Below are 21,871 nucleotides of genomic sequence, written 5' to 3'. Positions count from 1 at the left end.
AGCCGTTTATGGGTGGGTTTCAAAGGATAATAAAACATGGAGTTAGTGGTTAATTTTAAAGAGCAATATGCGGCGTTTATACGCAGATATAAAAGTAATGGTATATGCATGGGTTTGTGTCTGGTCTGGTTGGGCGATATATTGAAAAACAGGCCGGACCCGGCACAAGCTGGGTTTGCGGCAAGGTGGACACCCTCCTGGCTTTCTTCACCCAGTTCAATTGCACATATCCCTTTCGACCAGGTGGCGTTAGAAGCGCTGTTTCAGCGCGCTTTGAAACGACAGAAAAGCTATCTGCTTAAAAGTGAAAACCACGATCCCTATCATTATCAGGCACGCACAGCGATACTGGTCAATAAAAAGAATCAGCGTCAACTTTTTTTGGAAGAGAAAAGTGGAAATCCGGGGCTGAAATATACTTATCGGGAGTTTGATAATTTATTCGCGACGCAGGGGTTGGATTTTACAGGGCGTGCGCAAGGCACGATTATTACAATGTGGTTTCCTAAAAGAAATACTGCCCATGCTATTGCTGTAATTAGTCTGTCACCCAGAGAGACCTATTTTCTTGATCCCAATCTTGGGCTATTTAAAGTCGATAGTGCAAATATTGCGCTGGAGATAGCCGAGAATGTACTGGCGACCTATGAAAATCCGCGTATAGCAGATCAGATCATTATCAGCCGCAAGTAGCCCACCATTTTGACTATCGATGCCTGATAGCGAGTGAATGTGAGTCTGCGGCTTGACACTCGCAGGGGGAATCCGCAAATTGGTTCCCCCTGATTGTTTAAAACGGTTTTTCCATGACTCAAAACACCTCTCCCACTGATACCGTAAAAATCGCCAGTCTGGCTGATGTCCCGCAATACCTTGAGACGGTCACCGAATATCTGCACGGTGAATGGTCTGATTTCGCCCACTGGGCACAAAAAGATTTTATTCGTCAACGACTTGAACAACGCCTCCTCAGCCGTGGCCGCCAGTGCGTGTTAATCGCACTGGATGAAAACGAGCAGGTGGTGGGAACCGCTGGCGTGATGCGCTATGAGCTTAGTGATGTCGCCGAGCGCAAATACTGGCTGGGTGAAGTGTTCACCTGCCATCATCTGCGCGGAAAGGGGATCGGTTCGGCGCTGGTCAAAGCCTGTATCGAGCGTTCACGTGCGGCCGGTATTGATACGCTGTGGCTGTATACGCCCGATCAGCAAGGATTATATGGCCGTCTTGGCTGGCTGGAAGCCGAGCGCCGCGAAGTCAACGGCGAGTGGGTCAGTATTATGCAGCGTCCATTGATTTAACGTGACAAGCCTTCTAAAAAAATCCCTGTATTAACGGACGGCTGTCAGGCCGTCCCGTCATATTTCTTTCATTTACTGGTAGCGGGGAACCGCTCAGGAGAGATGAGGAGATAATTTCGTGATCTACGAGTGCTGGATTTTCATCTGGTGTTGCCGGTTCTGAGTAGCACGTGTGGATTTTGAGAAGGCATGAGTGATGATTAATAAATCATATAAATGAAGTATTATGTATATATTACGGTCTGTTCATTTAACTAATGTATTAAATGAGTTTTATTATTACTACTTTCAGTTTATTCATTGTTTTTTTTGATAAGAAAAATTATTCTGCAACCCCGTTCATCTGTGAGCTTACAAGGATAGGCAATATGCAGTGGGTGGTTGATTAAAAAAAATTGAATTTCACCAGGTAAAGGAACGATAAAATGGAGTTAATCATTTCATTTGAAACGCAATATCAGAAGTTTATTGAGACGCATAATTCCAGAGGTTTCTGTATGGGTTTTTGTCTGACCTGGCTTGGCGATGTTTTAAAAGACCGTCCGGTAACAATACAAAAAAATTTCCTACAAACCTGGCTCCCAGCATGGTTCACTTCAACGCCTCCACAAATGCATGCGCGAATTCCTGTTGAAAAACAGGAGTTTCAAAATTTCCTGGAAAGAGTCATGCGGCGGCATGTAAATTATGAAACGCGTGCTAATGGAAGATTGTTGATTAAGGAGGGCCATTCTGGTGGTAAGGTTTCACCCGCTGAGTTTACTGTTAATTATAAAAACAATAGACAGCGAGAATTAGAAATTATAAATGGCGTCCCAGGGCTGGTTTATTCTTATCATGAATTGAATAATTTACTTTCTGCTAAAGGTGTCAAGTATTCAGGAAAACCCAGTGGCGCTATTTTTGGTGTCGCTGTGCCTGGCCCTGAAGGTGGCATGCATGCTGTAGCCACAATAAGCCTGGCACCCGAAGAGATATATTATCTTGATCCAAATATTGGTCTTTTCAAAGTCAATAAACAATTTTCACTAATGGATATTAATTCTAAAATACAAAACACTTATCGCGGGGCTCAAGTCTTAGCACAGATAATCATTACTCGAAAATAGTCATTTCATGCGATGCCCCCCCCTCACTGATATTGTTCAGTCAGGACGTATCAAGGGGAGGAGGTAATGCAATTGCCGTGGTAATACCCTCGTTTTTTACTTCTTATGCCACGCCAGCATGCTGCCTTCACTGTGTCCGGTTACCGGATCAGTGTCAGGCAGCGGCACGGCGATGACCGCTTTGGTTCGCGCCGCCAGTTGCGCGGGTTCGTCATGACAAAGATCGGCTTTCATTTCAGGCGGATATGCACCCACCAGCATAAATTCTTCGTCGGCGGAAATTTGTTTATGCCCGATGCCCGCCGGTAAGAGCAGAACATCTCCCACCTTTACTTCAATGATTTTCCCGTTCTCGCCACCGAGCTGTAATCTCGCCGTTCCGGCAAACACGCCCAGGGCTTCATGAGTATTCGAATGGAAATGGGTAAAGGTGTACACCGGATAGCGCCACTGCGGTGGCCAGCCATTAGAACGGAAAAGATGCTCGAGATAGTCGGCATTATCGACGACGTTAGGCGGGATAACGCGGTGATAAATCATGACCGGGAGTTTGTTATTAGGCACGCCACCCGAAGGTTTATCAATCAGCAGGGTTTCCATCGCGACCTCTCTGGGGGTAGCAAAACCAGCGCGGGGCAGTGGCATCAGCGCGATGACCCCCAGTAACGTAACAAACTGACGTCGATCCACAGGCATCAGGCCGTGCTCCTTATTTCAATGACTTACCTCATTCATGTATAGAACAAAAATGCCTGAAAATCATCTTTCTACAGACTGTTTTAAACGGGTTAAACAATCGACAGGCTTCTCAGATAAAACTTAAAAACTGTAGCATTCAACAAATAGAAGGCCTGTTCACTGGATAAATGCCTTATGTCTTCTATGCTTAAGTGGCTTATACAAAAATAGAAAATGGCCTCAGGAGGAGATGTTATGAATAAGAAAATGTTACTTGTGGTTGCTACAGCAGTTTCTGTACTGGCAGGTTGTCAGACTTATGACCGCGCAGCGAGCTACGTAAAAGAGCCAGTGGTCAGCGATGTTAAAGTCGGTATGACAAAATCTCAGGTTCGCGCTATTGCAGGCCCACCGTCTACAGAAGCGACGCTTATCCATGCGAAAGGCACTTGCCAGACGTATGCTGTGGCTCCGCGTGATGGTAAAGCACAGACTTACTTTGTCAGCTATAACGACACCGGTCATGTCATGAACAAAGGCTATCAGTCCTGTTCAGACTACGACAAAGACCCGCAAGCTGCTCAGTAACAGCAACCGCGTCTGAAGGTTAAGTCAGCATAAAAAAAATGCCTGTCGTGTTAAACGAACAGGCATTTTTTATTGCGATTTACGCCGGGCAGAATCAGGCCTTCTCCGTCACAATCCTCACACCGACTTTACTGACCCGGTTGCCATCCATCTCAGCAATCGTCCACGTCAGGCCGTCCCATTCGATATGGTCACCGATAACCGGTTCACCGCCCAGCAACCGGATAACGAAATGCCCCAGTGACTGCGACTGATCGACGGTATCTTCCAGATTCAGGCCGTAAAGCTGTGAAATGGCATCCAGCGGCGCATCGGCCTGCAAGATGAAATCACCGAAGAAGCGGTCGTCGAGCACCACTTTATTGCTGTCGCTGAACAGCTTGCCCAGCTCCGGTAGGTGTTTTTCCTGACCGATCACACACAGAATATCGCCTTCCTTCAGCCGCGTACTGCCGGTCGGGTGCAGCATCTCTTTGCCACGGAACAGGGCGGCAATGCGCGTTTCCTGCGGCATCTGTAAGTCACGCAGCGCTGCGCCGACGCACCATTCTCCGAACCCAGCTGGTAGATAAACTGCTCCCAGTCGTTATACACATCGATATCCAATCCGACGCGGGAGATGGGGGTCGGCTGCGGTGGTACCAGCACCCTGGCTTTTTTGGCCGCGAAACCCAGCGACGTGCCCTGAACCAGCAGCGACACCAGCACGATAAAGAACGCAACGTTGAAAAACAGGGTGGCGTTAGGCAGCCCGGCCATCATTGGGAAGACTGCCAGAATGATCGGTACCGCGCCGCGCAGGCCCACCCACGAGATAAAGAACCGCTCGCGCAGGGTGAAGTTTTTGAACGGGATAAGGCTCACGAACACCGACAGCGGGCGCGCCAGCAGGATCATCCACAGGGACAGCGCCAGCGCTGCAACGGCAATCGGCAGCAGATCGCTGGGCGTCAGCAGCAGGCCGAGCACCAGGAACATGCCAATCTGGCTCAGCCACGCCAGCCCGTCGAAGGTTTGCATAATCCCGTGGCGGTTGCGGATCGGCATGTTGCCGAGCATCAGCCCGCACAGGTAAACGGCCAGAATGCCACTGCCTTCGAGCGACATGGTGGCGGCGTACACCAGCAGGCCGCCGCTAAAGGCCAGCAGCGGATATAAACCGGCCGCCAGCGTAATTTTGTTGATGAGTTTGTGCAGCAGCCAGCCACCACCGACGCCAAACACAATACCGAGGCCAAACTGGCGCACCACGTCGACCACAAACATCAGGCTCAGCCCGTGTTCGCCTTTGGAGATCATGTCGATGAGCGTAATGGTCAGAAACACTGCCATCGGGTCGTTGCTACCAGATTCAATTTCCAGCGTCGCGCTCACGCGTTCGTTCAGCCCTTTGCCGCCAATCAGCGAGAACACCGCCGCCGCATCGGTCGAGCCGATAATTGCGCCAATCAGCAGGCCCTGCATCAGGTCGATATGGAACAGCCACGCCGCCGCCATGCCGGTCAGTCCGGCAGTTATAAGCACGCCAACCGTCGCCAGCGACAGTGCAGGCCACAGCGCCACGCGGAAAGAGGACGCCCGGGTGCGCATCCCGCCGTCGAGCAGAATAACGGCCAGTGCGAGGTTGCTGACCAGATAGGCCGCCGGGTAATTATCGAACGCAATACCGCCGATCCCGTCGACGCCCGCCAGCATGCCGATGGCGAGGAAAATGACCAAAATAGGGATGCCGAGCTTAGAAGAGAACGAACTGAGCAAAATGCTCGCTGCGACTAACAGGGCGCCAATAAAGAAAAGTGTGTTGATCGTGCTGGCGTCCAAGAGCGTTCTCCTTGTAGAGCGTGAGTATGGCGGGGGAAAAGCGGTTTCATCATCAATGACGAGGTGTCTAATTTATCAGGAAAATGAGCCCCTTGCTGAGGTCATTTCGGATTTTTATTAGTTGCACTTAAGAATATAAAACTATGCTTAATGATGAGTGATGTCTCCTGGCAATGATAAAAAAGGATCAGCAAATGAGTGAATTTACCGGCGTACACCGTGAAGTGCTTGAAGATGGCAGCATCAAACATGTGGTTATCCGCGATGCAGCGGGCAAAGAGCAGGCAATCGCTGCGAAAGATTACATTTCGCAAGGGATCCAGCCGGAACTCGATGAGTTGCCCGAAGTGGGCACTGATCATGAATTTCCGGTGTCGGGCAAAGGCTAAACCCCGCAGAGAACCTGCGGGGATCGGTTACACGCCCAGACGGTCACGCAAGGAATAATAGGCCGCGCCGAGCATGGTGAAAGGCACCTGGAAGTTGCGGCCACCGAAGAATGGCATGTGCGGCAGGCGGGCGAATGCGTCAAAACGCTCGGCGTCGCCGCGCAGCACTTCGGTGATCAGTTTCCCCGCCAGATGCGTCAGCGTCACGCCATGTCCGCTGTCGCCCTGCATATAGTAGATGTTGTTCTCCAGCCGCCCGAACTGCGGCAGGCGTGAAAGTGTCAGCAGGAAATTGCCGCCCCAGCGATAATCGATTTTCACGCCTTTCAGCTGCGGGAAGGTGCGGTTAAGCTTGGGCAGGATCACCGAATCGATATTCGGCGGATTTTTCCCTCCATAGGTGACGCCGCCGCCGTACAGCATCCGGTTATCCGCGGTAAGACGGAAGTAGTCGAGCAGATAGTTGCAGTCTTCCACGCAGTAATTATTCGGCAATAACGACAGCGCCATGTCTTCCGACAGTGGTTCAGTGGCGATGATTTGCGAACCGCACGGCATACTCAGACGCGTGAGGCGCGGCGCGAGTTGCTGGCTGAGATAAGCGTTGCCTGCCAGAATCACATACTTCGCTTTCACCTGACCCTTCGCGGTATGTACACGAGCCGGATCGCCATGTTCAATGCGCGTGACCGCCGAGCCTTCAAAAATGCGTCCGCCGTGACGGCGTATAGCTTCGGCCTCGCCCAGCACCAGATTCAGCGGGTGAATATGCCCGCCATGCTTATCAAGGAGCCCGCCGACGTAGCGGTCAGTGGCTATCTCGCGGCGAATAGCACTTTCGTCCAGCAGGGTGAGATCGGTATGCCCGTAACGGTTCCACAGCTTTTGCTGGTCACGCAGCTTCGTAAGCTGGCGCGCACTCAGCGCGGCAAACACGCAGCCAGGCCGATAGTCACAGTCGATGGCATATTGGTCGATACGCTGGCGGATAATGTTCGCGCCTTCAAACATCATACTGCCGAGCATATCGGCGGTCTGACGACCGTAGCGGTCTTCAATGACATCAATATCACGGCTGTAGGAATTGACCACCTGACCGCCGTTGCGCCCGCTGGCGCCCCAGCCGACGCGGGCGGCTTCCAGCACCACGACGTCGTAACCGGCTTCACAGAGATATAAAGCAGAAGAGATGCCGGTGTACCCGGCGCCGACAATACAGACATCGCACTCAATATTATCCGTCAGCTCCGGCCATGGCGCGTGCGCATTGACGGAGCTGGCATAGTAGCTGTCGGTGTGGGGCACGCCGGCAGCGTCGGGACTTCGCGTGTGAGTACTCATAGTGACATCCTTCTTTTGGTTCCCGTTGTCAGGCCCAGATCCTGCGACAACTAGAAGGTATTAGGGGTATGTGCGCTAACTATCCTGCAAATTCGCGTAGAAATATTACTGAAGCTGTGTGGGTTGGCGGTATTAATGGCATAACTCTGCCCGGCACGCAGCGGATAACTCTGACCGTTGACGGTTAAAATAATCTCCCCTTCTAACAGGGTGCCGACTTCCTCTCCCTGATGTTTGATTTTGTCGCCGGTGGTGCTGCCCGGCTGATACGTTTCCAGCAGCATGGCGACCGCGTGGTTTGGCGTGCCGTTGTGCACCATTTTCATGGATACGCCGCGGCTGCCGATTTCAATCAAGTCTGCCGAATTGATAACAATTTTCGGTTTATCACTTTCGTGCGCTTCGGCAAAAAATTCGGATAACGACAGCCCGTACACCCGCAACAGTTTTTGCAACGTACTGACGGCGGGGCTGACTTTATCCTGTTCGATGGTGCTGATGGCGCTGTGGGTCAGGCCAGACAATTCGGCGGCTTTGCGTTGTGACATGCCGAGTTGCTGACGAATTTCAGAAAGCCGGCGACCAGGCGCCAGACTGACTTCGCTCATCCGTCTATTCCTCGCGAGCGCTCCGGGCCTGATGGCCTTTGCGGCAGGCATTGATAAATGCGTTGAACAACTGACGAGACACCGGGTCCGTCAGGCTGTGCCATTCAGGGTGCCATTGCACCCCCAGAGCAAACGGATGGTCGCGAACGCTCACGGCCTCCACCAGATTATCCGGCGCTCGGGCTTCCACATTCAGTTCCGCGCCCAGCGTTTTTGCCCCCTGACCGTGCAGGGAGTTCACCTGAAACTGCTGATAATCGTGTAACAATTCTGAAAGTAATCCGCCCGGTTCGATATGTACCGGATGCACGACGTTATATTGATCGTCATGGGGCAGACTGGTGTCTTCGCGGTGATCCATATAGCCCGGCACCTCCTGCACCTTGCGGTACAAACTGCCACCAGTTGCCACCACCAGCTCCTGCAAACCGCGGCAGGCGGCAAATAAAGGGATCTTTTTATCCAGCGTCGCACGGATAAGTTGCAGACTCAGGCGGTCGCGCCCCGGATCGGCGAGTTCTTCAATACCCTCTTCACCGTACTGATGTGGCTCAATATTGCTGGGGCTGCCGGTGAGGAAGATGCCGTCAAGACCGCGCAGGATCTGATCTATTGCACCTTCGCGCGCCGCCAGTTCATGCGGCAGACAGACGGGCAGGGCGTCTGCATTAAAGATGGCGTCCAGATATTTTTCGTGGACGGTGAGAGCAGGGTTTTCATCAACGGTGTTTTCACACATTACTACCCCAATGATCGGTCTGTAGCTGGTCTGTTTTCCAGCGGATGCCGTGGAAAATATATTGCCCATAATACCGCCTCGTTGAGTGGATGAATGTATTGACAGCGGGCGTCTCTCCTCACGCGGCTGTTGGGAATTATTTCAATGATTCTGGCCTTCTTCTGACCAATTTAGCAGCGCATTGATGGCATTTCAAACTGAGTTGTTATCAAATTGTAGGTGTTGCAAAAAATTAATGTTAAGGCTAGGGTTAATCATATGGCCTATATTTTGAGCATGGTCGGGCGGATAAACGAATCACCCTGATAACCGAGAATGAAGACACATGAGAAGACTGCGTTGAACAGAGCAATCAAACGGTAAGGCTTAGCCGGCAGGCATCATGGTGGTGCCGTTGACGCCGGAAACCAGCAAATGGCGGAAAACCTATGCAAGCGACTCAACTGATGAATGAAATTAAGAAAGAGATTAGCGAGAACGAACCTCTTGCTAAGCACATTGAAGAGCGAAGTAGCGCGTTCCAGGATGAAGTAACTCAATACCTGGAGCGTCACCCACTTACCCTTCACGTCGACGTCCTGCTCACCGATCTCAATGGTTCCTTCCGCGGCAAACGCGTTCCCGTCACTTCATTACGTAAACTCGAAAAAGGCTGTTACTTCCCGGCGTCGGTTTTCGCCATGGACATTCTCGGTAATGTCGTGGAAGAAGCGGGTCTTGGCCAGGAACTTGGCGAACCCGATCGCAACTGTATTCCCGTTCCCGGCACCTTAACGCCTTCAGCCTCTGACCCTGAGCACACCGGGCAACTGCTGCTGACCATGCTTGACGAAGATGGCACTCCCTTTAACGTTGAACCCCGCAATGTGCTCAATCATATCTGGCAAACATTGCGCCAGCGGGGCCTGTTCCCGGTGGTAGCGGTAGAGCTGGAGTTCTATCTGCTCGACAGGCAGCGCGACGCCGAAGGCTATATCCAGCCGCCGTGTACCCCCGGCACGCAAGAGCGCAGTATGCATACGCAGGTCTATTCTGTAGATAATCTCGATCATTTTGCTGATGTGCTGAGTGACATCGACCGTCTGGCGCATATTCAGGGCTTACCGGCTTCTGGCGCGGTGGCGGAGTCCTCTCCGGGTCAGTTTGAAATCAATTTGCAGCACAGCGAAAATATTCTGCGCGCCTGCGACTACGCTCTGATGCTCAAACGTCTGGTGCGTCTGGTGGCGGAAAATCACGAAATGGACGCCACTTTTATGGCGAAACCTTATGACGAGTATGCGGGCAGCGGGATGCACATCCACCTGAGCGTGCTCGACGACAATGGCAAAAACCTGTTTTCCAACGCCAATGGCGATGACTCCGAATTAATGAAACGGTCACTGGCCGGCATGATTGCCCTGATGCCCGCGTCGATGGCCGTGTTAGCGCCGAACGTGAATGCGTTCCGTCGCTTCCAGCCAGGCATGTACGTGCCGACACAGGCATCGTGGGGCCATAACAATCGCACCGTTGCGCTGCGCGTGCCGTGCGGCGGCGTGGCTGACCATCGCGTGGAGTATCGCGTGGCCGGTGCTGATGCCAACCCGTATCTGGTGGTCGCCACCGTGCTGGCGGGGATGCTGTACGGACTTGATAACGATTTACCGCTGCCGGAACCGGTGACGGGGAACGGTCTGGAACAGGAGGGTATTCCGCTGCCTATTCGTCAGAGCGATGCTTTGTACGATTTTGATGAACAACCGGCGCTGAAAAAATACCTCGGCGAGCGTTTTTCACAGGTTTATCACGCCTGTAAGTCAGATGAGTTATTGCAGTTTGAACGTCGTGTGACGGAAACAGAAATCGACTGGATGCTGCGTAACGCTTAGTGAATGGTTAACAGACATGCACATGATGTTCAAAACTGGAAAAGAAATTGTAACCGGACGCCACTGATTGTTGTCATTCATGCGTGATTTGTGCAAAATACGCCGCACTGCAGATAACCGACGCTTAAAGGCGCCGGTTATTTTTTTTGCATGTGCAGTACCCAAACTAATTTAACAGAGGCCGGACCCAGATCCGGATAGATAACAAGGTTCGTGTGCGATCCCAAATTCAAAACGGTCGCCACTATGAGGAAATGTAAAATGGGGCAATACTTCAAACCTGTACCGGTGCCCGCCGGTGCTTCTTTCAGCTGCGGCCACCTTCGCTCAGCCTTCACTTCCATGTTCAGCGATGTGAAGATCAATCCCCCGTTTACTGGTAATAACTCACGAAGTTTTCCCTGTACGTTGCGTTCAGAGGCGTTTAAGCGCCCGGTGTCTGCAATCCAGGGAGGGCTGAGCCATGTCTGCTAATGTTTCCGCCTCTCCGGCACCTCAGCGCGCACAGCTGCGTAAAACCCTGACGCTGGTTCAGGTTGTCATGATGGGTCTGGCCTATCTGCAACCGATGACCATTTTCGATACGTTCGGTATCGTTTCCGGCCTGACCGATGGTCACGTCGCGACTGCGTACATCTTTGCGCTGATTGCCGTTCTGTTTACCGCCGTGAGTTACGGCAAACTGGTGCGTCGTTTCCCGTCCGCCGGTTCTGCCTACACTTACGCACAGAAGGCGATCAGCCCTCACGTCGGCTTTATGGTGGGCTGGTCATCCCTGCTGGACTATCTGTTCATGCCGATGATCAACATCCTGCTGGCAAAAATTTACCTGGAAGCCATCTTCCCCGGTGTGCCGTCGTGGATCTTTGTCACCGCGCTGGTCGCGCTAATGACCGCGTTCAACCTGCGCGGCATTAAAGTTGTCGCGAACCTCAACAGCATTATCGTGGTCGTTCAGGTGGCGATCATGGTGGTGTTCCTCGGGCTGCTGGTGCATGGCGTGTATATGGGCGAAGGTATGGGAACGCTGGCGACCACCAAGCCGTTCTTCAGCGAAAATGCGCATGTGGTGCCAATGATTACCGGTGCGACTATCCTGTGCTTCTCATTCCTCGGCTTCGACGGTATCAGTTCGTTGTCTGAAGAAACGCCTAACGCGGGTAAAGTCATTCCGAAAGCGATTTTCCTGACGGCGCTGATTGGCGGCATCATCTTTGTGGTGGTGTCTTACTTCCTGCAGCTGTACTTCCCGGATATTTCGCGCTTCAAAGATCCGGACGCTTCTCAGCCTGAAATCATGTTGTACGTGGCCGGTAAGTTCTTCCAGTCCGTCATTCTGTGCTTTAGCTGTGTGACCGTTCTGGCCTCCGGTATGGCCGCTCATGCGGGCGTGTCACGTTTGTTGTACGTGATGGGCCGCGACGGCGTCTTCCCGGAAAAAGTCTTCGGTTATGTGCATCCTAAATGGCGCACCCCGACGTTCAACGTCGTGCTGGTGGGGGTTGTGGCGATGTCTGCGATAACATTTGATCTGGTGACCGCGACGGCGCTAATCAACTTCGGTGCGCTGGTGGCTTTCACCTTCGTGAACCTGTCGGTGATTTCGCAGTTCTACATCCGTGAGAAGCGCAACCGCACCTTCAAGGATCACTTCCATTATCTGATCCTGCCGGTGATTGGCGCGCTGACCGTCGGTGCCCTGTGGCTGAATCTGGAATCGAGTTCAATGACGCTGGGTCTGGTCTGGGGCGCAATCGGGTTAGGATATCTGGCGTTTATTACCAATGCTTTCAGGAAGCAGCCACCGCAGATGAGCGGTGAAATCGCCCCCGAGGCGTGATGGATGGCCCTTTGGAAAGGGCCGAAAACCCGTTTTGCTCCCCCCCTGCGAAGGGGGAGGAGCTTTCCGAGGCTGCCTCGGCTTGCAAAATGAGCCTGGCAGATTTAAAAAGCCGCCATTGCAGCGGCTTCTGCACCCTACGACGCTAACCGTTTCCCATATTCAAACAGCGCTTTGAGAAGCGCTATCTTCTCAGCATCCCCCTCATGCAAGTTATAGAGCGCCTCCAGCTCTAAGGCATAATTCTGGAAACGCTCATCGGTCAGCTTGGTCTGTCGGTGCGCCATCCATCGTTTCTGTTCGGCATCCGTCAGGGTCTCAGGATAATTTCTCGCTCTGAAGCGAAACAGCAGGGGTTCGATGCGCGAATCGTTAAACGTCAGATCCAGTGCCGGAAGGTTCTCGGGGCGAGTTTCCAGGAGAATGCGCATCGCGGCGCGATCGGCGTCACTGAAGAAACCGTCGTACAGGCGGGCATCAACGTCCTCGGAAGCGACAAAGGGCTCGGCTTCGGCGAACATGGTTACCACCTTATCGCGCACCTGCGGATTCTGACGCAGCAGTTGCAGGTTCTCCAGACAACGCTGACGATCAATGCCTAAGCGCTCGGCGTTTTCCGGCAACAGCGTTTTGGCCGGGGCAAGCACCGGACATTTATTGATGTGCACCAGTTTGACAGGCAGAGGAGACTGACCGGGTTCCAGCGAATCACGGCGGCTGTACAGGCGTTCACGCATCTGATCCGGATCGAGATCCAGCAGCGTCGACATATCACCGGCCAGGTCGCACATGATCACGGCATTTTTATTCTCAGGATGCCACGCCAGCGGCGCGACCCACGCGGTATTGCCGCGCGCGGCACCGAACATACCGGAGACGTGCACCAGCGGTGCCATAGAAGGGATGTCGATAAGCTGGTTGAGTTTGTGCTTACTGCGATGCTCCAGCAGAAAGCTGAACAGACGCGGCTGCGCCTGTTTGACCAGTTTCGCCATGGCAATGGTGGCGTAAACATCGGCCATCGCGTCATGAGCATTTTCGTGTTCGATGCCGTTGGCTTTGGTCAGGTGCTCAAGGCGGAAACTCGGGAAACCCTCGTCATTTTCCGGCCAGTTGATGCCTTCCGGGCGCAGCGCGTAGCAGGCGCGCATCACGTCGAGTAAATCCCAACGGGAATTGCCGTTCTGCCAGCTGTAGGCGTACGGATCGTAAAAGTTGCGATACAGAATGTTGCGGCTGACTTCATCGTCGAAACGGATGTTGTTATACCCGACGATACAGGTGCCAGGCACGCTGAAAGCCTGATGGATTTGCGCGGTAAACTCCGCTTCGTTCAGGCCGCGTTCGAGCGCGATTTGCGGCGTAATGCCGGTGATCATCACGGCTTCCGGCTCGGGCAGATAATCGTCAGACGGGCGGCAATAGATCACTAACGGTTCTTCGATGATATTGAAATCTTCGTCAGTTCTTACCCCGGCAAATTGTGCCGGACGATCCAGCGCCGGATTTTTACCGAATGTCTCGTAATCGTGGAAATAAAAGGTTTTTTGCGGCTTGTCTGACATTACGAAGATAACCTTATCACTGCGGGAATGGGGACGAAACTCCGGATAGGATACCATCCGTCGCCGTGATGTCATGACAAAATCCTCTGCTCTGGAAGACAGCGCTAAAAACGTCGGCTTTTTCCGTAACCATCCCTCAAAACCCTGACCAAACCGGGGTGATCCGCTTTATTAACTCAGCTAAACTAGCGCCATCATTTAACTTTCGCCTACGGCTGGCTAAACGTGCGTCTCGATAAGAAAATTTCTCCGCTGGATAACGTTATCTACCGCAACTATCGGATTACCCATGCGCTGCGTATCGCGCTGGCGTTTATCCTGACGTTCCTTATCGTGCGCCTGACCCATATTCCTGAAGGCACCTGGCCGCTGATCACGCTGGTGGTGGTGATGGGGCCGATTTCATTCTGGGGAAACGTGGTTCAGCGGGTGATGGAGCGCGTGACCGGCACGGTGCTGGGGGCGGCGTCCGGGTTGATTGCCCTGTGGCTCGAGCTTTATTCGCTGCCGGTGATGCTGGTCTGGTGCGCAGTCGTGATGTTTGTCAGCGGGTATCTGACCCTTGGCAAACGGCCTTATATGGCGCTACTGATCGGCATTACGCTGGCGGTGGTGTGCGGTGCAGGGCCGGGAGATATGGAAATGGCGCTGTGGCGTTCCGGTGATGTCATTTTCGGATCCCTGCTGGCGCTGTTGTTTGCCAGTATTTATCCGCAACGCGCCTTTATTCACTGGCGCATGCAGATGGCGGATTATCTGATGTCGCTGAATAAAATCTACAGCGCGTGGCTGTCGCCGAACCTGCTGGATCGCCCGCATCTGGATCGTAAGCTGAAAGGTGCCATGAGCCAGATGGTCAAGATGCGCTCACTGTTTGCGCCTTCGAGTAAAGAAACCCGTGTTCCTCGCGAGGCGTTTGACGCCATCCAGACACTGAGCCGTAATCTGTTATGCACGCTGGAGCTGCTGGCCGATGCCTACTGGAGTTCACGCGAAAGTCATTTTCTGATGCTCAATGCCCGCACGTTGCGCAGCGCGCAGCTGCTGATGCTCGATACGCTGGAAAAGCTGAGCCTGATGCTGCTTAACGGTACACGCGGCGATGAACTGAACATTTCCAATGAGCTCAATGAATCGGCGGAGGAGCTGAAAGCGCTGATGACCGAAATGAATGCGGCCAACCACCTGGAAGCACAGGTGTATGGCTATGTCTGGCTGAGTGCCCAGGTGGCGGAGCAACTGAAATCCATGGGCGACCTGATCACCATGGTGATGCAGAAAGAAGAAGCTCAAATAAGCAGCGTTAAAACGTCGAAAGCGTGAAGGGATTTTTGTCTGCGGCCTAAAACGGGTAAGATGGCGTTATTGGACGATTATCTGAGCGCGCAGCACGAATTTTGCTACGCTTTTTGCTAAGTTGTTATTCTTTGTAGGCAAAGCGGTTGCGACAAATCAGTCACTGAATCTGTGTAACTTAATCGAAGGTGTTAAAATGGACAATATCAATAAGCCTAGCTTCCAGAACGTTCTGGAGTTCGTGCGTATTTTCCGTCGTAAAAACAAATTACAACGTGAAATTGCTGACAACGAAAAGAAAATCCGCGACAACCAGAAGCGTGTTCTGCTGCTCGACAACCTGAGCGATTACATCAAGCCAGGCATGAGCATCGACGAAATTCAGGCGATCATTGCCAGCATGCGCGGCGACTATGAAGATCGTGTTGATGACTACATCATCCGCAATGCAGACCTGTCGAAAGAGCGTCGTGAGATGTCCAAAAAGCTGAAAGCGATGGGCGAAATCAAAGCTAACGAAACCAAATAATTTCGTTGCCGCCAAAAAGTAAAAACCGGGTTTATGCCCGGTTTTTTTATGCCCAAATTTTGCAGGAGCGGATGTGGCGGTCAGTGCAGATGAGACAAACTCGCTGCGCTGATCCGCAGACCGGCGTCGTCGAACACCATGCAGCGCTCGGCGTCAAACCACGTGGTCAGGCTCTGGTACGGATTGAACGCCATGTCGCCCGGCAGCAGCATTTTGAAACCGTCGGTGCCGTAGCACTGGCCGAACAGGTACGTGCTGTTGCCCAGTCGCTCGACCACTTCGCAGTTAAACTCCAGCTGATTTTCCGTCTCTTTCGACAATAAGTGCTCCGGGCGGATGCCGAGCGTAATGGCATCACCGGTGGCCAGTTCGCGGGTGCTCAGAGCCAGCGTCAGGGTTTTCTCGGGCGTCAGACGCACTTCCAGCCGATCAGGCTGCCAGCTTATCACCTCGGCGGGCAGGAAATTCATCTTCGGCGACCCAATGAAACCGGCGACGAATTTATTCACCGGGTTGTAGTAGAGATCCATCGGCGCGCCCATCTGTTCCACTTTTCCGTAATTCATCACCACAATTTTATCCGCCAGCGTCATTGCCTCGGTCTGATCGTGGGTGACATACACCATGGTGGTTTTCAATTCCTGATGCAGTTTCGAAATGTGCAGACGCATGTCCACGCGCAGTTCGGCATCCAGGTTGGAAAGGGGTTCATCAAACATAAAAACCTGCGGATTGCGCACAATCGCGCGGCCAATGGCGGTGCGTTGGCGCTGTCCGCCGGAAAGTTGTTTCGGTTTTCGGTCCAGCAGATGGGAAAGCTGTAAGGTTTTGGCGACCATTTCCACCTGATGACGAATTTCCTCTTTCGGCACGCCGTTCACTTTCAGCCCGTAACCCATGTTCTCGGCAATCGTCATGTGCGGATAAAGTGCATACGACTGAAACACCATCGCCACGCCGCGGCGGGAAGGATCGACGTCGTTCACCCGCTGCTCACCGATATACACATCACCTTCCGTAATCTCTTCCAGCCCGGCAATCATGCGCAGCAATGTGGATTTCCCGCAGCCGGACGGTCCGACGAACACCGTGAATTCACCGTCTTCAATATCAATATTGATGTTATGCAGCGTCACGGTTTTATCGAAACGCTTCACCACATTTTTGAGTCTGATGCTGGACATTTTTGACCTCTTAAAGATTCATACCGCTGATATTTCGGACTATAACCACCTTGTGTAAACGTTTGCACAGGGCGGTTCGAATTTTGGAGAGGAGATCACACAATACACATCTTTTGGTAGTGATTTTGTTATTCAAAGTTTAACGTATAACACGAATTGAGAAACGACATTAATCACCGTGCATTCAGGTTTTAAAGGGTTTATTAGCATGGGTTGTTGATTGGATGTCGTCAGGTTCCACATAAAAATGTTATACCTTCACATCCAGGAGCAACAATGAAAATTACACACCTTACTGCCTTGGTACTGATGTCATTAAGCCTTAGCAGCCAGGCCGTCCGGGCAGCCGAGGGTCAGTTACTTGTCTGGGAAGATATTAAGAAATCTTCAGGTATTGCCGACGCTGTTAAAGACTTTGAAAAAGAGAACAACGTCAAAGTTGTGGTGCAGGAAACGCCTTACGCGCAGCAAACCGAAAAATTGCGTCTGGATGGCCCGGCGGGAATTGGTCCTGACGTGGTGGTGATCCCCAATGACCAGCTGGGCACCGCCGTGGTTCAGGGATTACTGGCTCCGCTTACGCTCGACAAAGCGTTCACTGACAGCTTTACGCCGTCGGCCATCAACGCGTTCCAGCAGAAAGGGCAAACCTACGGTGTGCCAAAAGCGGTCGAAACGCTGGTGCTCATCTACAACAAAGACCTGCTGCCAAAAGCGCCGGATACCCTCGATGAGTATTACGCCTTCTCCAAAGAGGAAAGGGCGAAAGGCAAATACGGTCTGCTCGCCAAGTTCGATGAGGTGTATTACGCCTACGGCGCGATCTCGTCTATGGGTGGCTATATCTTTGGCAAAGACGCCAAAGGTGAGCTAAACGTCGAAGACATCGGCCTGAATAAACCGGGTAGCGTCGAAGCCGTGACTTACCTGAAAAAATTCTATGCCGACGGTTTATTCCCGGCGGGAATTACCGGCGATAACGGCCTGAACGCCATCGATTCCCTGTTTACCGAGAAGAAAGCGGCGGCGGTGATCACCGGCCCGTGGGCGTTCCAGCCGTATGAAGCGGCGGGCATCAATTACGGCGTGAAACCGTTACCGCTGTTGCCCAATGGCAAACCGATGAGTTCTTTCCTCGGCGTGAAAGGGTATGCGGTATCGACCTACAGTAAACAGAAACCGCTGGCGGAGAAATTCATCACTTTCATCAACCAGCCTAAGTACGCCAAGGTGCGTTACGAAGTGACCAAGGAAATCCCGGCACTGACTGCGCTGGTCAATGATCCGATGATCAAGAACGATGAAAAAGCCAACGCGGTGGCGTTGCAGTCCACCCACGCGACCGCCATGCCGGGCGTACCGGAAATGCAGGAAGTCTGGGGACCGGCTAACAACGGCATCCAGCTCGGCGTGACCGGCAAGCAGCCGGTGCAGGCCGCGCTTAATGACGCCGTGAAAAACATCCAGATGCAAATCGAAGCGGCAAAAGCCAGCAACGAGTAATTCGCTGAATTATTCACTAACCCCTGTACGTCTGAAAGGAGGGAGTGATTTCACTCCCTCACCAGTGAAAGGAATATCTTTGTGTCTATGCGTCTTGACGAGGAAAACCACGTGCCACACTCCGCCAGCCACCACGCGCCGGTGGCACTGGCTGCGGCGCTGATCCCCGGTTTTGGTCAGTTCTATAACCGACAATGGGCCAAGGGAATCATCTTTTTTATCATTCTGTTTTGCTTCGCCGGTGTATTTTATGATTTCCTGCAACAGGGCTTGTGGGGGTTATATACGCTGGGCGAAGAAGTTCCGCGCGATAATTCCATCTTCCTGCTGGCTAAAGGGATTATCAGCGTCCTGATCGCCGCCTTTGGCGTTGGCTTTTATTACTGGAGCCTGCGCGATGCGTGGCTGAACGGCAAAAGACGTGATTTGGGGATGGAATTACCCGGCGTCAGAAAGCAGTATCATTTACTGCTGCGCGAAGGCTTTCCTTATTTGATGATAACGCCGGGCTTTATTTTGCTGGTATTTGTGGTGGTATTTCCGATTATTTTTGGCTTCTCCATCGCGTTTACGAATTACAATCTTTACCACACGCCACCGGCGAAATTAGTCGACTGGGTCGGGTTCAAAAACTTTATTAATATCTTCACGCTGAACATCTGGCGTTCAACGCTGCTGGACGTTTTACAGTGGACGGTAGTCTGGACCGTGCTGGCGACCACGCTGCAATGTACCGTCGGCGTGATGCTGGCGATTCTGGTGAATCAGAAAGATTTACGTTTCAAGGCGCTGATCCGCACCGTCCTGATTTTGCCGTGGGCGGTGCCTGGCTTCGTGACTATTCTGGTGTTCGCCGGGATGTTTAACGATTCCTTTGGCGTCATCAACAACGGCATTCTGGCGGCGTTAGGGATTGAGCCGAAAGCGTGGATGACCGATCCGTTCTGGACCAAAACGGCGCTGATCATGATGCAGACCTGGCTGGGCTTCCCGTTTGTCTTCGCGATGACCACCGGCGTATTGCAGGCGATCCCGAATGATTTATACGAAGCGGCGACGATGGACGGTGCGAGCACCTGGAAGAAATTAAAAACTATTACGCTGCCGCTGGTGCTGTATTCCATTGCGCCGATCATTATTACGCAATACACCTTCAACTTTAATAACTTCAATATTATCTACCTGTTTAATAACGGTGGCCCGGCAGTGGCCGGATCGAATGCAGGCGGAACGGATATTCTGGTGTCATGGATATATAAACTCACCATGTCGTCATCGCAATATGCCATTGCCGCGACCATTACGATTTTGCTGTCAATATTTGTTGTCGGTATTGCACTGTGGCAATTCCGTTCAACCAATTCATTTAAACAAGATGATATGGCGTAAGCGGGAGCCGGGTAATGAGTAAAAACAGCAGTATTAAAAGAAGTAAGTTTATCCGCCTGTCGCTGAGTTATTTTCTGTTGCTGATCGTGGCGGTTATTATTATTTATCCGCTGATCTGGACCGTCGGCGCCTCGCTGAACGCCGGTAACAGCCTGCTCAGTACGTCGATTATTCCGGAGAACGTCTCTTTCCAACATTACAAAGACCTGTTTAACGGTGACGTGAATTACGTCGGCTGGTACTGGAATTCGATGAAAATTAGTTTCCTGACCATGGTGCTGACGCTGATTTGCGTCAGTTTCACCGCCTATTCCTTCTCGCGCTTTCGCTTTAAGGGCCGCAAAGACGGGCTGATGCTGTTTCTTTTATTACAGATGATCCCGCAGTTTTCGGCGCTGATCGCCATCTTCGTGCTGGCGCAACTTCTGGGGCTGATTAACAGCCATCTGGCGCTGGTGCTGATTTACGTCGGCGGCATGATTCCGATGAATACCTATCTGATGAAAGGTTATCTGGACGCTATTCCGAAAGATCTGGATGAATCAGCGCGGATGGACGGTGCGGGTAACTTCCGCATCTTTATTGAAATCATCATGCCGTTGTCGAAGCCTATTCTGGCGGTAATTGCGCTGTTTTCCTTCACCGGGCCGCTGGGGGATTTCATTCTCTCCAGCACCATTTTGCGCACGCCGGATAAATACACGCTGCCGATCGGCCTCTATAACCTGGTCGCCCAAAAAATGGGAGCGAACTACACCATGTACGCCGCCGGGGCGGTGCTGATCGCGGTACCGGTCGCCATTTTCTATCTCGCCTTACAAAAATACTTCGTCTCCGGCCTGACCGCCGGCAGCACTAAAGGATGATCATCATGACTTTCCTGAATACAAAGATTTTCACTAAAAGTACGGTTGCCTGCCTGTTTCTGGCGATGTCATTTTCCTGTGCAGCAGAAAACGTCAGTATCAAAAAGGTCGCCAACGTTCCGGCAGATTTCATTAAAGGCGCGGACATTTCCACGCTGATTGATGTTGAAAAGCACGGCGGCAAGTTTTTTGATCAGAACCACAAGCAGCAGGACGCGATGGTGATCCTTAAACAAAACGGTTTTAACTACGTGCGCCTGCGTTTGTGGGTTGATCCGAAAGATGCGGCGGGCAAACCTTACGGCGGCGGCAATAACGACCTGGCGACCACGCTGGAACTGGCGAAGCGCGCCAAAGCGCAGGGCTTCAAAATCCTGCTCGACTTCCATTACAGCGATTTCTGGACCGATCCGGGAAAACAGTTCAAGCCGAAAAGCTGGGCGAAGATGGATTATCCGCAGCTGAAAACTGCCATTCATGATTACAGCCGTGAGGTGATCGCGCAGTTCCGCCAGCAGGGCGTGGTGCCGGACATGGTGCAGGTCGGCAATGAAATGAACGGCGGGATTTTGTGGCCGGAAGGCAAAAGCTGGGGCGAGGGCGGCGGTGAGTTTGACCGTCTGGCCGGACTGCTGAATGCGGCGATTTCCGGCGTGCGGGCGGATGAGAAAGACCCGTCGAAAATCAAAATCATGCTGCATCTGGCCGAAGGCACGAAGAATGACACCTTCCGCTGGTGGTTCGATGAAATCAATCAGCGCAACGTCCCTTACGACGTGATTGGCCTGTCGTTTTATACCTACTGGAACGGGCCGATCTCCGCGCTGCAAACGAACATGGACGACATCAGTAAACGCTACAACAAAGACGTGATCGTCGTTGAAGTGGCGTATGGCTACAGCACCCAAAACTGCGATGCCGCCGAGAACAGCTTCAACGAGAAAGAAGCCAAAGACGGCGGCTATCCGGGCACCGTGCAGGGTCAGGCCGATTTCCTCAGCGATATGATCAAAAGTCTGGTGGCTGTGCCCGAAAACCGCGGCAAAGGCTTGTTCTACTGGGAGCCGACCTGGATCCCGGTTAATGGCGCGGGCTGGGCGACACCGGCTGGAATGACCTACATCAATGACCACTGGAAAGAGGGCAACGCCCGCGAAAATCAGGCGCTGTTCAGCTGTGACGGTCAGGTTTTACCTTCCATCAAAGTCTTCAACTGATTCCCTTTTCCCCGGCAGCCTTGGCCGGGGAGCACTG

General features: G+C 52.4%; 19 protein-coding genes and 1 pseudogene. 13 read left to right on the top strand and 7 right to left on the bottom strand.

What is annotated here, in order from left to right; all coding sequences use genetic code 11:
• The first annotated feature begins 36 nt into the window (after nt 1-36).
• The 3 genes from TU92_RS03115 (at nt 37) to TU92_RS03105 (ending at nt 2,410) form a co-directional block, all read left to right on the top strand.
• Complete coding sequence (locus TU92_RS03115) at nt 37-693, top strand: hypothetical protein (protein ID WP_112164495.1); 657 nt, start codon at nt 37-39, stop codon at nt 691-693.
• 113 nt (nt 694-806) lie between these two features.
• Complete coding sequence (locus TU92_RS03110) at nt 807-1,301, top strand: GNAT family N-acetyltransferase (RefSeq protein ID WP_112164494.1); 495 nt, start codon at nt 807-809, stop codon at nt 1,299-1,301.
• 425 nt (nt 1,302-1,726) lie between these two features.
• Nucleotides 1,727-2,410: a hypothetical protein gene (locus TU92_RS03105; protein WP_112164493.1), complete on the top strand. Its 684-nt coding sequence runs from the start codon at nt 1,727-1,729 to the stop codon at nt 2,408-2,410.
• A 96-nt stretch (nt 2,411-2,506) separates the two neighbouring features.
• On the opposite strand, the gene TU92_RS03100 is transcribed toward TU92_RS03105, so the two are convergent.
• Nucleotides 2,507-3,106 carry a cupin gene (locus tag TU92_RS03100; RefSeq protein WP_112164492.1) on the bottom strand — a complete coding sequence of 200 codons (600 nt, stop codon included), beginning with the start codon at nt 3,104-3,106 and terminating at the stop codon, nt 2,507-2,509.
• 237 nt (nt 3,107-3,343) lie between these two features.
• On the opposite strand from TU92_RS03100, the gene osmE reads away from it, so the two are divergent.
• Nucleotides 3,344-3,676 (top strand): osmotically-inducible lipoprotein OsmE, encoded by a 333-nt coding sequence (gene osmE / locus TU92_RS03095; RefSeq protein WP_112164491.1) that lies wholly within the window; start codon nt 3,344-3,346, stop codon nt 3,674-3,676.
• Nucleotides 3,677-3,770: 94 nt separating this feature from the next.
• Here osmE and TU92_RS03090 read toward each other — a convergent pair.
• Nucleotides 3,771-5,497: pseudogene (locus tag TU92_RS03090) on the bottom strand (potassium/proton antiporter).
• A gap of 194 nt (nt 5,498-5,691) precedes the next feature.
• Here TU92_RS03090 and TU92_RS03085 point away from each other — a divergent pair.
• Entirely contained in the window at nt 5,692-5,886 is a 195-nt protein-coding gene (locus TU92_RS03085) for a hypothetical protein (protein ID WP_112164490.1), read from the top strand.
• 27 nt (nt 5,887-5,913) lie between these two features.
• On the opposite strand, the gene TU92_RS03080 is transcribed toward TU92_RS03085, so the two are convergent.
• From TU92_RS03080 to puuD, 3 genes are read right to left on the bottom strand one after another with little or no spacing between them, the layout of a single operon-like run.
• On the bottom strand, nt 5,914-7,227 hold the full coding sequence (locus TU92_RS03080; protein ID WP_112164489.1) for an NAD(P)/FAD-dependent oxidoreductase: 1,314 nt from the start codon (nt 7,225-7,227) through the stop codon (nt 5,914-5,916).
• Between the two features lie 50 nt (nt 7,228-7,277).
• Nucleotides 7,278-7,835 (bottom strand): HTH-type transcriptional regulator PuuR, encoded by a 558-nt coding sequence (gene puuR, locus TU92_RS03075; RefSeq protein ID WP_112164488.1) that lies wholly within the window; start codon nt 7,833-7,835, stop codon nt 7,278-7,280.
• A 4-nt stretch (nt 7,836-7,839) separates the two neighbouring features.
• Nucleotides 7,840-8,643, bottom strand: a complete 804-nt coding sequence (gene puuD / locus TU92_RS03070) for a gamma-glutamyl-gamma-aminobutyrate hydrolase (RefSeq protein WP_112164487.1) — start codon at nt 8,641-8,643, stop codon at nt 7,840-7,842.
• Between the two features lie 377 nt (nt 8,644-9,020).
• Between puuD and TU92_RS03065 the strand changes: the two genes are divergently transcribed.
• Together TU92_RS03065 and TU92_RS03055 are read left to right on the top strand one after the other, a co-directional pair.
• Nucleotides 9,021-10,445: a glutamine synthetase family protein gene (locus tag TU92_RS03065; RefSeq protein WP_112164515.1), complete on the top strand. Its 1,425-nt coding sequence runs from the start codon at nt 9,021-9,023 to the stop codon at nt 10,443-10,445.
• 463 nt (nt 10,446-10,908) lie between these two features.
• Entirely contained in the window at nt 10,909-12,285 is a 1,377-nt protein-coding gene (locus TU92_RS03055) for an APC family permease (protein ID WP_112164485.1), read from the top strand.
• Between the two features lie 137 nt (nt 12,286-12,422).
• Here TU92_RS03055 and sbcB read toward each other — a convergent pair whose 3' ends face one another.
• Complete coding sequence (gene sbcB, locus TU92_RS03050) at nt 12,423-13,850, bottom strand: exodeoxyribonuclease I (protein ID WP_112164484.1); 1,428 nt, start codon at nt 13,848-13,850, stop codon at nt 12,423-12,425.
• 225 nt (nt 13,851-14,075) lie between these two features.
• On the opposite strand from sbcB, the gene TU92_RS03045 reads away from it, so the two are divergent.
• Nucleotides 14,076-15,173 carry an FUSC family protein gene (locus TU92_RS03045; protein ID WP_112164483.1) on the top strand — a complete coding sequence of 366 codons (1,098 nt, stop codon included), beginning with the start codon at nt 14,076-14,078 and terminating at the stop codon, nt 15,171-15,173.
• A 169-nt stretch (nt 15,174-15,342) separates the two neighbouring features.
• Nucleotides 15,343-15,675, top strand: a complete 333-nt coding sequence (locus TU92_RS03040) for a DUF496 family protein (RefSeq protein WP_112164482.1) — start codon at nt 15,343-15,345, stop codon at nt 15,673-15,675.
• Between the two features lie 80 nt (nt 15,676-15,755).
• Here TU92_RS03040 and TU92_RS03035 read toward each other — a convergent pair whose 3' ends face one another.
• The gene (locus TU92_RS03035) at nt 15,756-16,859 is read right to left on the bottom strand and encodes an ABC transporter ATP-binding protein (RefSeq protein ID WP_112164481.1); all 1,104 of its coding nucleotides are present in this window, start codon (nt 16,857-16,859) and stop codon (nt 15,756-15,758) included.
• Between the two features lie 276 nt (nt 16,860-17,135).
• On the opposite strand from TU92_RS03035, the gene TU92_RS03030 reads away from it, so the two are divergent.
• The 4 genes from TU92_RS03030 (at nt 17,136) to TU92_RS03015 (ending at nt 21,834) form a co-directional block, all read left to right on the top strand.
• Nucleotides 17,136-18,362: an extracellular solute-binding protein gene (locus tag TU92_RS03030; protein ID WP_112164480.1), complete on the top strand. Its 1,227-nt coding sequence runs from the start codon at nt 17,136-17,138 to the stop codon at nt 18,360-18,362.
• Between the two features lie 87 nt (nt 18,363-18,449).
• A complete protein-coding gene (locus tag TU92_RS03025; protein WP_112164479.1) occupies nt 18,450-19,751 on the top strand; it encodes a carbohydrate ABC transporter permease in 1,302 nt (433 codons plus the stop codon).
• Between the two features lie 14 nt (nt 19,752-19,765).
• A complete protein-coding gene (locus TU92_RS03020) occupies nt 19,766-20,617 on the top strand; it encodes a sugar ABC transporter permease (protein ID WP_112164478.1) in 852 nt (283 codons plus the stop codon).
• Between the two features lie 5 nt (nt 20,618-20,622).
• Nucleotides 20,623-21,834: a glycoside hydrolase family 53 protein gene (locus TU92_RS03015; protein WP_112164514.1), complete on the top strand. Its 1,212-nt coding sequence runs from the start codon at nt 20,623-20,625 to the stop codon at nt 21,832-21,834.
• Nucleotides 21,835-21,871 lie beyond the last annotated feature (37 nt).

The organism is Rahnella inusitata, assembly GCF_003263515.1.
In the GTDB taxonomy this organism is placed as follows: domain Bacteria; phylum Pseudomonadota; class Gammaproteobacteria; order Enterobacterales; family Enterobacteriaceae; genus Rahnella; species Rahnella inusitata.
The sequence above is the reverse complement of the archived record's forward strand: the minus strand, read 5'-3'. Positions and strand labels throughout refer to the sequence as shown.